General features: G+C 67.7%; 11 protein-coding genes. 6 read left to right on the top strand and 5 right to left on the bottom strand.

What is annotated here, in order from left to right:
* Positions 1–276: 276 nt before the first annotated feature.
* From groL to HF203_RS07310, 3 genes are all read right to left on the bottom strand, one after another.
* Positions 277–1,920 carry a chaperonin GroEL gene (gene groL, locus HF203_RS07320; RefSeq protein ID WP_168668160.1) on the bottom strand — a complete coding sequence of 548 codons (1,644 nt, stop codon included), beginning with the start codon at positions 1,918–1,920 and terminating at the stop codon, positions 277–279.
* A 61-nt stretch (positions 1,921–1,981) separates the two neighbouring features.
* Positions 1,982–2,272 carry a co-chaperone GroES gene (gene groES, locus HF203_RS07315; RefSeq protein WP_168668158.1) on the bottom strand — a complete coding sequence of 97 codons (291 nt, stop codon included), beginning with the start codon at positions 2,270–2,272 and terminating at the stop codon, positions 1,982–1,984.
* A gap of 276 nt (positions 2,273–2,548) precedes the next feature.
* The gene (locus HF203_RS07310) at positions 2,549–2,980 is read right to left on the bottom strand and encodes an FxsA family protein (protein ID WP_168668156.1); all 432 of its coding nucleotides are present in this window, start codon (positions 2,978–2,980) and stop codon (positions 2,549–2,551) included.
* Positions 2,981–3,788: 808 nt separating this feature from the next.
* On the opposite strand from HF203_RS07310, the gene cutA reads away from it, so the two are divergent.
* The 6 genes from cutA (at position 3,789) to accC (ending at position 9,465) form a co-directional block, all read left to right on the top strand.
* Positions 3,789–4,124, top strand: a complete 336-nt coding sequence (gene cutA, locus HF203_RS07305) for a divalent-cation tolerance protein CutA (protein ID WP_168668154.1) — start codon at positions 3,789–3,791, stop codon at positions 4,122–4,124.
* Positions 4,124–6,403, top strand: a complete 2,280-nt coding sequence (gene dsbD / locus HF203_RS07300; RefSeq protein WP_168668152.1) for a protein-disulfide reductase DsbD — start codon at positions 4,124–4,126, stop codon at positions 6,401–6,403. The genes cutA and dsbD overlap by 1 nt, the downstream gene beginning before the upstream one ends.
* Entirely contained in the window at positions 6,400–6,969 is a 570-nt protein-coding gene (locus tag HF203_RS07295; RefSeq protein ID WP_168668150.1) for a redoxin domain-containing protein, read from the top strand. Before dsbD ends, HF203_RS07295 begins: the two co-directional genes overlap by 4 nt.
* Positions 6,970–7,102: 133 nt before the next feature.
* Positions 7,103–7,564, top strand: a complete 462-nt coding sequence (gene aroQ, locus HF203_RS07290) for a type II 3-dehydroquinate dehydratase (protein ID WP_168668148.1) — start codon at positions 7,103–7,105, stop codon at positions 7,562–7,564.
* A gap of 2 nt (positions 7,565–7,566) precedes the next feature.
* Complete coding sequence (accB, locus tag HF203_RS07285) at positions 7,567–8,025, top strand: acetyl-CoA carboxylase biotin carboxyl carrier protein (protein WP_168668146.1); 459 nt, start codon at positions 7,567–7,569, stop codon at positions 8,023–8,025.
* Positions 8,026–8,124: 99 nt separating this feature from the next.
* Positions 8,125–9,465: an acetyl-CoA carboxylase biotin carboxylase subunit gene (gene accC, locus HF203_RS07280; protein ID WP_168668177.1), complete on the top strand. Its 1,341-nt coding sequence runs from the start codon at positions 8,125–8,127 to the stop codon at positions 9,463–9,465.
* 33 nt (positions 9,466–9,498) lie between these two features.
* Here accC and HF203_RS07275 read toward each other — a convergent pair whose 3' ends face one another.
* Together HF203_RS07275 and HF203_RS07270 are read right to left on the bottom strand one after the other, a co-directional pair.
* Complete coding sequence (locus HF203_RS07275; protein WP_168668144.1) at positions 9,499–10,995, bottom strand: RimK family protein; 1,497 nt, start codon at positions 10,993–10,995, stop codon at positions 9,499–9,501.
* Positions 10,988–12,142 carry a GNAT family N-acetyltransferase/peptidase C39 family protein gene (locus HF203_RS07270; RefSeq protein ID WP_343043892.1) on the bottom strand — a complete coding sequence of 385 codons (1,155 nt, stop codon included), beginning with the start codon at positions 12,140–12,142 and terminating at the stop codon, positions 10,988–10,990. The genes HF203_RS07275 and HF203_RS07270 overlap by 8 nt, the downstream gene beginning before the upstream one ends.
* Positions 12,143–12,265: the final 123 nt, after the last annotated feature.

The raw sequence follows: 12,265 nt of genomic DNA, 5'->3' as shown, positions 1-12,265 counted from the left end.
GCGACTTTGCAGTTCAACCTTCCGGTGGCTGACGGCTGACGGCCTGGATGTTCAACCGCAAGGCCGCAAAGTGCGCAAAGGCTCTTGAAAGCAGCCAGTCGTCAATGCTCCGTGGGCGGCGGGCGTACAAACGTCGGCAGATCAAACAGCGAGGGCAGCACAGTTTATCTTCGCGCCCTTTGCGACTTTGCGGTTCAACCTTTCTCACGCCAGCCCCAAACGAAAAAGGCCCCGCCGAAGCGGGGCCTTTTTTATGGTGCGACGAGCGCGCCGGGCTTACATCATGCCCATGCCGCCCATGCCGCCCATGCCGCCCATGTCAGGTGCGGCTGGAGCCTCTTCCTTCGGCTCCTCGGCGACCATCGCCTCGGTGGTGATCATCAGACCGGCCACGGACGCGGCGTTCTGCAGCGCCGAGCGGGTGACCTTGGTCGGGTCGAGGATACCCATCTCGACCATGTCACCGTACTCACCGTTGGCGGCGTTGTAGCCGAAGTTGCCCTCGCCCTCGGCGACCTTGTTGAGGATCACCGACGGCTCCTCACCGGCGTTGGCGACGATCTGGCGCAGCGGCTCCTCCATCGAACGACGGGCGATCTGGATGCCGACGTTGCGATCGTGGTTGTCGTCGGCGAGGTCCTTGATCGCGGTCAGGGCGCGCACCAGTGCGGTACCACCACCGGGGACGATACCCTCCTCGACGGCGGCGCGGGTGGCGTGCAGCGCGTCCTCGACGCGTGCCTTCTTCTCCTTCATCTCCATCTCGGTGGCAGCACCGACCTTGATCACGGCCACACCACCGGCGAGCTTCGCCAGACGCTCCTGGAGCTTCTCGCGGTCGTAGTCCGAGGAGGTCTCCTCGACCTGCGCGCGGATCTGCTCGCAACGGTTCTTGATGTCGATCTCGGCGCCGGCGCCGTCGATGATGGTGGTCTCGTCCTTGCCGACCTGGACCTTCTTGGCGGTGCCCAGCTCGTTGAGGGTGGCCTTCTCCAGCGACAGCCCGACCTCTTCGGAGATCACGGTGGCACCGGTGAGGATGGCGATGTCCTGCAGCATGGCCTTGCGACGATCACCGAAGCCCGGGGCCTTGACGGCGCAGACCTTGACGATGCCACGGATGGTGTTGACCACCAGGGTGGCCAGCGCCTCACCCTCGACGTCCTCGGCGATGATCAGCAGCGGCTTGCCGGCCTTGGCGACGGCCTCGAGCACGGGGAGCAGATCACGGATGTTCGAGATCTTCTTGTCGAAGAGCAGGATGTAGGGGTCGTCCAGCTCGGCGCTCTGGCTCTGCTGGTTGTTGATGAAGTAGGGCGAGAGGTAGCCGCGATCGAACTGCATGCCTTCGACGACGTCGAGCTCATTGCTCAGCGAGGTGCCGTCCTCGACGGTGATGACGCCTTCCTTACCGACCTTCTCCATCGCCTCGGCGATGATCTTACCGATCGACTCGTCGGAGTTGGCCGAGATGGTGCCGACCTGGGCGATCGACTTGTTCTCGGTGCAGGGCTTGGAGAGGTTGCGCAGCTCGGCGGTAGCGGCCTCGACGGCCTTGTCCATGCCGCGCTTGAGGTCCATCGGGTTCATGCCGGCGGCAACCGCCTTCAGACCCTCGCGGACCATCGCCTGGGCGAGCACGGTGGCGGTGGTGGTGCCGTCACCGGCGATGTCGGAGGTCTGCGAGGCAACCTCCTTGACCATCTGCGCGCCCATGTTCTGGAACTTGTCGGAGAGCTCGATCTCCTTGGCCACGGAGACGCCGTCCTTGGTGACGGTCGGCGCACCGAAGGACTTCTCCAGCACCACGTTGCGGCCCTTCGGACCCAGGGTGACCTTGACCGCGTTGGCGAGGGTGTTGACACCCTCCATCATACGGGCGCGGGCGTCACCACCGAACTTCACGTCTTTTGCACTCATTGTCTAGCTTCCTCGAATCTGGATTCTGGTCGTATCGGGATGGATGCGGGGCGCGCTCGGCTCAGCCCTCGATGACACCCATGATGTCGTCTTCGCGCATCACCAGGAACTCCTGGCCGTCGAGCTTGACCTCGGTGCCGGAGTACTTGCCGAACAGCACGCGATCACCGACCTTGACGTCGAGGCCACGGGCCTCACCGTTGTCGAGGATCTTGCCGTTGCCGACAGCGATCACCTCGCCCTGGATCGGCTTCTCGGTGGCCGAGTCCGGGATCACGATACCGGCGGCGGTGGTGCGCTCTTCCTCCATGCGACGGACGACGACGCGATCATGCAAGGGACGGATGTTCATTAAGGGCTCCTCGTACGGTTGAGAAGTGGGTCAGTCTGTATCTGAGCGCTACAGCGGTGGTCACCGAAGGCCTGTTAGCACTCACCTGAAACGAGTGCTAATAGTAGAGACAAAATCTATGGTGTCAAGGGTCCGATGACGGGGCGATCTCGACTGCGGAAGGCAAAGACCACAACGCCGGAACAAGGGCTGGGGGTGTCGGCGAAGAGGCGGGCGGCGGGCGGCGGGCGGCATCGTCACGACCGGGGCCGTGACGATGCGCGAGAGGGGCGCGGATCAGTCTTCGCGACGGTAGTCACCCTCAATGACGCGGGGTTCATCGGGCGAACGGAAGGGATCCTGTCCCTGCACCGTAGTCACCGAGATCCCGCGCACGTAGCGCAGCACCAGCACCCGGCGCAGCGGCGGCACCAGCAGCAGGAAGCCGACGGCGTCGGTGAGAAAGCCGGGCAATAACAGGAACAGGCCGGCGCCCAACAGCAGGGCGCCGTCCATCATCTCGAGCGCGGGCACCTCGCCGCGGTCGCTCAGCTCGCGGACCCGCAGCAGCACGCCGAAGCCCTGGTGACGGACCAGCCAGGTCCCGATCACTGCAGTCAGGATCGACAGCATGATGGTCGACAGGGCACCGATCTCGGAACCGACCTCGATCAATAGATAGATCTCGATCAGCGGCAGCCCGATGAAGAGCACAAGGAAAAGCAGCACGGCGGTAGTCTCTCGTCAAGGTGGAAGACCAGGATCCCGAGGATCGGGATCGGCGAGCGCCCGCGCCAACCGGACAGCGGACATATCGGCCCTCCCGCGATCGGATATCGAAGGGGGCGACTGGAGGAGGGACGGCGGCATAGCCATGCCCTGCAGCATAGTGCATGGCGCGCCCCGAATGGAACCGGCGACTAGCCGTCAGAAGATTGAACCGCCAAGACGCCAAGAGCGCGAAGATGAAGGAAGGCTTCCAGCTGCCAGCCTCCAGTGAGGGGCTGGGTTATCTCGTCGCGTCGCGGTCGACCGCACACCGACACTGGAGACTGTTTGCTGAAGGCTGCTCGGTTGGTCGGTTGGTCGGTTGGTCGGTTGGTCGGTTGGTCGCTTTCTTTGTGTCCTTGGCGTCTTCGCGGTTCAACCCGCTGGCGGCCGCCTGGTGGCGATGTTGGGTTGCCCGTCCTAGAGTCCCGAGGATTCGTCGATCGGTGGTGTATGGGCAACCCAACCTACGGGCTGGCGGCTGACCGCTGGGGGCACGTTTCTCCTTTGCGCCCTTCGTGTCTTCGCGGTTCAAACCAGCTTCCAGCCTCCAGTCGGGGAGGCTGGTGTTGCATGATCGTCGATTGACAGGCAAGACGGTATCTTAGCGGTTCAGTACCCTGACCGCTGGCGGCTAGCAGCTGGCGGCTGGCGGCCATTGACAGCACGCGCCGGCGCCGCTCAGGATGCCGCAACACCCCGGCTTGAACCATCGACGAGCGCATCGTACCAATAAGGATTAGGCCATACCCGCAAGGAGACCCAGAGCATGTCCCCTGACCCTCGACACCATCTGTTGCTGTGCACCTGCCCCGATGTCGCCCAGGCGACCCGGCTCGCCGAGCAGTTGGTCGAGGAGGAACTGGCCGCCTGCGTCAATCTGGTCCCCGGCCTGACCTCGATCTATCGCTGGGCGGGGGAGATCGCACGCGAGCACGAGGTGCTGCTGCTGATCAAGACCAGCACCACGCGCAGCCGCGCGCTTATCGAGCGACTCGCCGAACTCCACCCCTACGAGACCCCGGAGGCGATCGCCGTGCCCGTCACCGAGGGCCTCACCGACTATCTGAATTGGATCGACACCGCCACAGGAGCACACCCCTGATGTCTCGCCTCGGCCCCCTGTCACGCCTGTTGCCCCTGCTCCTGCTGCTCACCCTGCTGCTCCCCGGACTCACCCAGGCCAGCGACGACTTCCTGCTGCCCGATCAGGCCTTCCAGCCCAGCGCCGAGGCCATCGATGCCGACACCCTGCAGGTGCGCTGGCGCATCGCCGAGGGCTACTATCTCTACGCCGCTAAATTCGCCTTCACCACCGACACCGCCGGCGTCACCCTCGGCCAACCGGTGTTGCCCGAGCCCGAGATCAAGCAGGACGAGTTCTTCGGCGAGGTCGGCATCTATCGCGACACGGTCGAGATCACCCTGCCCGTGGCGCGCACCGCTGCGGCCCCCGAGGTGCTCACCCTGGAGACCACCTCACAGGGCTGCGCCGACGCCGGACTCTGCTACCCGCCACAGCGCCAGCGCGTCCAGGTACGCCTGCCCGCGCCGCCGGCCACCGCGGCGGCCCCGGCGATCCCGCTGCCCGGACTCGACGCCGGCGCGGACATCAGTCGCGCGCTCGGTCTCGATGACGACGAGGTCCTCGGTGTCGACCAGGCCTTCGACCTCCAGGTCGAGGTGCTCGGCCCCGACCGGGTGCGGCTGCACTGGGAGATCGCCCCCGGCACCTACCTCTATCGCGACCTGGTCGAGGTCGCGCTCGACGACGCCCGGCTCGCGCTCGATCCGCCGGTGCTGCCGCCGGGCGAGATCAAGCACGACTCGGTGCTGCCCGACGGCAGCATCGGCGACGTCGCCGTCTATCACGACCGTCTCACCCTCGAGCTGAGCCTGCGCCGCACTACCACCGAGGCGCTCGACACTACCCTGCGGGTCGGCTATCAGGGCTGCGCCGAGCGCGGCATCTGCTATCCGCCGCAGACCCGCGCGGTGGCGCTCACCCTCCCCGCCGGCGGCAGCGCCGCACCCCTCGCCGTCGCGCCGGCGCCGACCACGCCTGCGCCGAGCGCGGCGCCGGTCTCCGAGCAGGACCGCCTGGCCTCGACCCTGGCCAACGCCAGCCTGTGGACCAGCGTGGCGCTGTTCTTCGGGCTCGGTCTGCTGCTCGCCTTCACCCCCTGCGTGTTCCCGATGATCCCGATCCTCTCCGGGATCATCGCCGGCCAGGGTGCCGGCATCACCACCCGCCGCGCCTTCGTGCTGTCGCTGGTCTACGTGCTGGCGATGGCGCTGACCTACACCGTCGCCGGGGTGCTCGCCGGGCTGTTCGGCGCCAACCTCCAAGCCGCCTTCCAGGACCCCTGGATCCTCGGCGCCTTCGCCCTGGTGTTCGTCGCCCTGGCGCTGTCGATGTTCGGTTTCTACGACCTGCAGCTGCCGACCGGCCTGCAATCACGCCTGGCCGCGCTCAGCAACCGCCAGCAGGGCGGTACCCTCGCTGGGGTGGCAATCATGGGCCTGCTCTCGGCGCTGATCGTCGGCCCCTGCGTCGCCCCGCCGCTGTTCGGCGCGCTCATCTACATCAGCCAGACCGGCGATGCGCTGCTCGGCGGCGTGGCGCTGTTCGCGCTGAGCCTCGGCATGGGTGCACCGTTGATCGTCATCGGCACCTCGGCGGGCAAGCTGCTGCCCCGCGCCGGGGCCTGGATGGAGGCGGTCAAGGCGGTGTTCGGCGTCGCCCTGCTCGCCGTCGCCATCAGCCTGATCGAGCGGGTGATCCCCGCAGCGGTGGCGATGCTGCTGTGGGGCCTGCTGCTGATCTGTTCGGCGGTCTATCTCGGCGCGCTCAGCCCGCTCGGTCACGAGAGTGGCGGTTGGCGCAAGCTGTGGAAGGGCCTCGGGGTGGCGCTGCTGGTCTACGGCAGCCTGATGCTGATCGGCGCCGCCGCCGGCGGCAAGGACACCCTGCAACCGCTGCGCGGTCTCGGCATCGGCGGCGGCGAGGCGGCCCACGCCGAGTTCACCCGGATCAAGACGGTGGCCGATCTCGACCGCGAACTGGCCGCCGCCAGCGCCCAGGGCCGCCCGGTGATGCTCGACTTCTATGCCGACTGGTGCGTCGCCTGCAAGGAGATGGAGCGCTACACCTTCAGCGACCCCACGGTGATCGCCGAACTCGACCGCTTCGTGCTGCTGCAGGCCGACGTCACCGCCAACGACGACGCCGACCAGACACTGATGCAGGGACGCTTCGGCATCCCCGGACCGCCGGCGATGCTGTTCTTCGACGCCGCCGGCGAAGAGCGTCCCGGCCTCCGCCTGGTCGGCTTCACCCCCGCTGCGGCCTTCGCCGATCACCTGCGCCGGGCCACGCCGTGAACCCAGCCAAGGTGGCGCTGGTGACCGCGCTCGCGGGGGGGCTGAGCATCGGCGCAGCACTGCTCGGCGAGCGCTGGATCGATCCCGAGGGAGGCGGCATTCCCCTCGCGGGACTAGGTCAGGGCGAACCGGTACAATGGCCCGAGATCCGCCTCCCCGACCTTGCCGGGCACGAGCACAGCAGCGACACCTGGTCCGGGCATCCACTGATCCTCAATTTCTGGGCCGCTTGGTGCCCACCCTGTCTCGAGGAACTGCCGCGACTCGAGCGTTTTGCCCAGCGCCATGCCGACGCCGGCATACGGGTGGTGGCGATCGCCGTCGACCGCCCCGAGGCAACCCGCGCCTTCCTCGCCGCGCACCCAGTCGACCTCACCATCTTGCTCGCCGAGCTCGAGACCATCACCCTCACCCGCCGGCTCGGCAACCGTGTCGAGGGACTGCCCTTCACCGTCGCCTTCGACGCCCGCGGCAGACACGTCTTCAGCCATCTCGGCGCACTCGAGCAGGACCAGTTCGAACAGCTGGCCGCACGACTCGACGCCCCCTCGGCGACGCCCCGCTGACAGGCCCTGTCGCGACCGAATAGACTGGACAAAATACCGTAAAATACGGACAATTCGCGGCGATTCACCACTGTTCAAAGCCGAAACTGGTGGATCAAAAACCGTTGCAACCTTCGGCGAGGCAGCTGGCGACATGGCCGCGATCCTGGTCCTGAACGGACCCAATCTCAACCTCCTCGGAACCCGCGAGCCCGCGCACTACGGCAGCACCACGCTGGCCGACATCGAGCGCGAGCTCCAGCAGATGGCTGCACGGGCGGGGCACGATCTCGCCTTCCTGCAAAGCAACGCCGAGCACGTCCTGGTCGACGCAGTCCACCGCGCGGCACACGAGAACGTGCGCTTCATCATCATCAATCCGGCCGCCTTCACCCACACCAGCGTCGCCCTGCGCGATGCGCTGCTGGGGGTGGCGATCCCCTTCATCGAAGTGCACCTGTCAAACGTGCACGCCCGCGAGCCATTCCGCGCCCACTCCTATTTCTCCGACATCGCGGAGGGAGTGATCTGCGGGCTCGGGGCCGAGGGATACGCACTGGCGCTGCGCGCCGCGCTCACCCGCGTGGCGCAAGACCACACGAACGAGAACCCCTGACCATGGACATCCGCAAGGTTAAGAAGCTGATCGAGCTGTTGGAGCAATCCGACGTCGCCGAGATCGAGATCCACGAGGGCGAGGAATCCGTGCGCATCAGCCGCCACGGCAGCACCGCCATGCCGATCTACGCGCCCCAGGCGCCGGCCGCCGCCCCCGCCCCCGCCCCTGCCGCCGCCACCAGCGGTGATGACGAGGGTGACGACGAGGCCCCGCTCGAACTCCAGGGCGAGGTCGTGCGCTCGCCGATGGTCGGCACCTTCTACCGCGCCCCGGCACCGGGCGCCAAGGCCTTCATCGAGGAGGGCCAGACGGTCAAGGTCGGCGAGACGCTGTGCATCATCGAGGCGATGAAGATCCTCAACCAGATCGAGTGCGAGCAGGCGGGCACCGTCAAGCGCATCCTGGTGGAGAACGGTCAGCCGGTCGAATACAACCAGCCGCTGTTCGTGATCGAGTGATCGAGTGAGGGGACGCCCCCTCACGCGAGCGTCGACCCTGCGCCACCTCGGTGGCGCAGCCTGGCAACCGCTACAGAAGACACTGCAATCATGGCTGCAATGATCGAGAAGGTTCTGATCGCGAACCGCGGCGAGATCGCGCTCCGGGTGCTACGCGCCTGCCGCGAGCTCGGCATCAAGACCGTCGCGGTACACTCCGAGGCCGACCGCGACCTCAAACATGTGCTGCTGGCCGACGAGGCCGTGTGCATCGGCCCGGCCTCGTCCCAGCAGAGCTACCTCAACATCCCGGCGCTGATCAGCGCCGCCGAGGTCACCGACACCGTCGCCATCCACCCCGGCTACGGTTTCCTCTCGGAGAACGCCGACTTCGCCGAGCGCGTCGAGCACTCCGGGTTCATCTTCATCGGCCCGCGCCCCGAGACCATCCGCCTGATGGGCGACAAGGTCTCGGCGATCGAGGCGATGAAGGCCGCCGGCGTACCCTGCGTACCCGGCTCGGGCGGCCCGCTCGACGACAACAAGAAGCGCACCCTGGAGCTGGCGCGCGAGATCGGCTATCCGGTGATCATCAAGGCATCGGGCGGCGGCGGCGGACGCGGCATGCGCGTGGTGCACTCCGAGGCCACCCTGCTCAACGCCATCTCGCTGACCAAGGCCGAGGCCGCTGCGGCCTTCGGCAACGACATGGTCTACATGGAGAAGTACCTGGAGAACCCACGTCACATCGAGTTCCAGGTGCTCGCTGACCAGATGGGCAACGCCATCCATCTCGGTGAGCGCGACTGCTCGATGCAGCGCCGTCACCAGAAGGTCGTCGAAGAGGCCCCGGCCCCCGGCATCACCGAGGCGCAGCGCCGCGAGATCGGCGAGCGCTGCGCCGAGGCCTGCCGCACCATCGGCTACCGGGGTGCCGGCACCTTCGAGTTCCTCTACGAGAACGGGCAGTTCTACTTCATCGAGATGAACACCCGCGTCCAGGTCGAGCACCCGGTCACCGAGATGGTCACCGGCATCGACATCATCAAGGAACAGATCCTGATCGCCGCCGGCGAGCCGCTGCGCTACCGCCAGGAGGACATCGAGATCCGCGGGCACGCCATCGAGTGCCGGATCAATGCCGAGAACTCCGAGACCTTCATGCCCAGCCCCGGCAGGATCACCGAATTCCATGCCCCTGGCGGACCCGGCGTACGGCTCGAGACCCACATCTACTCCGGCTACACGGTGCCCTGTTACTACGACTCGATGATCGGCAAGCTGATCACCCACGGCGAAGACCGCGACGCCGCCGTCGCGCGCATGTGCAACGCACTGCGCGAGACCATCATCGACGGCATCGACACCAACATCAAACTCCAGCGCACCATCATGCGCGACGGCGCCTTCCTCGCCGGCGGCGCCAACATCCACTATCTCGAGAAGATGCTCGGACTCTGAGCATCCGGGGCGGGCCCTGCCCGCCCCGCCTTCCTATCGATGCGACGAGGCGTACTGACGCCGTCGCTCCAGACGACACACGAACGCCTCGATCAGCTGGCGATAGAGCGCATCACCCAGCACCGCGTCCTCGACGCCGGCGTCGATGCTGGGGTTGTCGTTGACCTCGATCACCACCGGACCGCGCGGCGTCTCCTTGATGTCCACACCATAGAGTCCGTCACCGATCGGCTCGGCCGCGCGCAGCGCCACCCGTAGCACCGCCGGGGGCACCGCCGCCAGCGCCAAGGTCTCGAAACCGCCCTCCTCGTGCTCGCCGTCGACCCCGTGCTTGACGATCTGCCAGTGATCCCGGCTCATGAAGTACTTGCAGGCATAGAGGGGCTCGCGCCCGAGCACACCGATGCGCCAGTCGAAGGGGGTGTAGAGATACTCCTGGGCGAGGATCAGGTCTGAGGCGCGCAACAGCCGCGCGCCGATGCGCCGCAGCGCGGCGCGGTCCTCGGCCTTGAACACCCCGCGCGAGAACGACCCCTCGGGGATCTTCAACACCACCGGATAGCCGATCTCGCGCTCGGCCTCGAGCAGCGTCTCGCGGCGCAGCACCAGGGTGCGCGGACGCGGGACGCGGTGCGCGGCGAGCAGCTCGGCGAGATAGACCTTGTTGGTGCAGCGCAGGATCGAGCGCGGGTCGTCGATCACCACCAGCCCCTCGCGCTCGGCCTTGTTGGCGAAGCGGAAGGTGTGATGGGCGATGCGGGTGGTCTCGCGGATGAACAGCGCGTCGTACTCGGCCAACCGGCTGTAGTCGCGCCGCCCGATCAGCTCGACGTTGACCCCCAGCGCCCGACCGGCGCGGACCAGCCGCGCCAGCGCGCCGGGGTCGGAGGGGGCGAGCGCCTCCTGCGGGTCGCGCAGCACCGCCAGGTCGTAGCGATAGGGGTGCGGGGCGCGCGGGCGACGCCAACGGCGCGACAGGTGCGCACCCAGCGCCGCGAGCAGTGCGGCACGGGCGGGCTCGTCGGCGAGCGACGAGGTCGGCAGGGCCTCGATCGCGCTGATCCGCCACTCGCCCTGACGGCGAAAGGTCACGCGCAGGATCGGACAGGGGAAGGTCTCGAAGATGCGCCGCCCCAGCGCGCGCAGCGCCTCGGCCTCGCAGTGGCCGAAGTAGAGCGTGAGCACATGGGTCTCGGCGCCGACCGGCGCCGCGCTGCGCCGGGCGCCGAGCAGACGCTGCACGCGGATGTCCAGCTCCTCGGTGGCCAGGGCATAGAGCGCCCGGCTGGAGAGCTCCTGGATGGTCGCCACGCTCGGCAAGACGCGATGGCCGCGCGCCTCGGCGAGCAGCGAGCAGTAATAGCCGAGCGAGCGATAGCGGTAGCTGTCGCAGAGATTGATCACTCGCAGCCCACGCCGCGCGGCCTGCTCGCCACCGGCGAGATAGTCGCGCACGTCGACCACGGCCACGCCCGGCACCCGCCCCGCCCAGGCCGCGGGGCGCTCCACCACCAACAGGTGCTCAGCCATGATGCGACTCCGCCACCAGCACCACCGCCTGCAGCCCGACCCGCCCGTAGCGGGCCATGCGGGTGAACTCGGCGCGCTGGATCGGCATGTCCATCGAGTCGAGCCGGGTCTCGCCGCGCGCGGCGTCGACATAGGGATCGTGGACATAGACGAAGCGCGCGTCGAACCCGGTGACCACTACCCAGTGGGGAAACCTCTCCTGGTAGATACGATAGGAACTGATCAGCACCAGCGGCACCGCGCCGCCTTCCCAGTGACGCTCGACCGCCTCCAGGGGCAGACGCTCGTAGCGCACCGCCAGCCCCACCCGCCCGGCCTCGGCGAGCATGTCCTCGTGCACCAGGCGCATCACCGCCTTCTTCTCGGGGCTGCGCACCGAGTCGATCAGCGGCACCCCGGGGTCGTTGACGTGGACGCTGGCGACGAAGCCGCGCCGATCGGCGGCCAGCGCCAGCCCCAGCGGGCCACAGCCGCCGTGTCCCGAGGTCATGAAGATGGTGGTCGACTCGCGCCACAGCCGCAGCTCCAGGGCGCGGTCGAGGACCAGCGCCGGGCGCAGCGCCCGCATCGCCATCATCAGCGAGGCCGGACCACAGGTGAAGTCGAGGGTCTGCTCGTAGAAGGGCACCCGGTCGAAGGCCGGCTTCAGCCCCGGGGCCAGCGGCTTCTCGTAGCGCAGCGCCGCCATGTGGTCTTCGTAGTAATCGGCGCGCGTCGCGAAGCGGCGATAGCCGGCGCCCTCGAACAGCGCCTGCGAGGCGCGGTTGTCACACCGGATCTCGAGGCGCAGATAGGCGCGATCCTGCGCCCAGGCAGCACGCTCGGCCGCCTCGACCAGCGTCCGGCCGACGCCCTCGCCACGCGCGGTGGGGTCGACGGCGATCGAGTAGAGCCGCGCCACCGAGGTGGCGCGGCTGAACAGCAGCAGCACATAGCCGACCACCCGGCCGACACGCACCACCACCAGGGTGCGCGCCCGGGCGCGAGTGAGCAGATAGCGCCACTGCCGGCGGCTGATGCGGTCACTGGTGAAACACTGGGTCTCGAGACCGAGCAGGTCGTCGAGATCGGCGAGCGCGGCGGCACGCACGCTGGCCTCGCCGGTGAGCACCGGCGGCGTGAGGGGGTGGGGTTCGGGATCGGGCACGAGTCGGGACACGCGCAAGGGAGGAAGTGCGCTGACTTTAGCGCGTGGCCGGGGAAAAGCAAGGGGCATGATGCCGCCACGACCTCGCCCGGCAACACCCCGCGCAGACCGGGGCAGTTGGTG

Origin of the sequence: Marichromatium bheemlicum, assembly GCF_012276755.1 — a bacterium.
Lineage (GTDB): Bacteria > Pseudomonadota > Gammaproteobacteria > Chromatiales > Chromatiaceae > Marichromatium > Marichromatium bheemlicum.
This window is presented reverse-complemented; position numbering and strand designations above follow the sequence as displayed.

Excerpts from the sequence above, each read along its gene's own strand:
- groL (WP_168668160.1), bottom strand. The coding sequence starts at position 1,920 with ATGAGTGCAAAAGACGTGAAGTTCGGTGGTGACGCCCGCGCCCGTATG.
- groES (WP_168668158.1), bottom strand. The coding sequence starts at position 2,272 with ATGAACATCCGTCCCTTGCATGATCGCGTCGTCGTCCGTCGCATGGAG.
- cutA (WP_168668154.1), top strand. The coding sequence starts at position 3,789 with ATGTCCCCTGACCCTCGACACCATCTGTTGCTGTGCACCTGCCCCGAT.
- dsbD (WP_168668152.1), top strand. The coding sequence starts at position 4,124 with ATGTCTCGCCTCGGCCCCCTGTCACGCCTGTTGCCCCTGCTCCTGCTG.
- aroQ (WP_168668148.1), top strand. The coding sequence starts at position 7,103 with ATGGCCGCGATCCTGGTCCTGAACGGACCCAATCTCAACCTCCTCGGA.
- accB (WP_168668146.1), top strand. The coding sequence starts at position 7,567 with ATGGACATCCGCAAGGTTAAGAAGCTGATCGAGCTGTTGGAGCAATCC.
- accC (WP_168668177.1), top strand. The coding sequence starts at position 8,125 with ATGATCGAGAAGGTTCTGATCGCGAACCGCGGCGAGATCGCGCTCCGG.
- HF203_RS07275 (WP_168668144.1), bottom strand. The coding sequence starts at position 10,995 with ATGGCTGAGCACCTGTTGGTGGTGGAGCGCCCCGCGGCCTGGGCGGGG.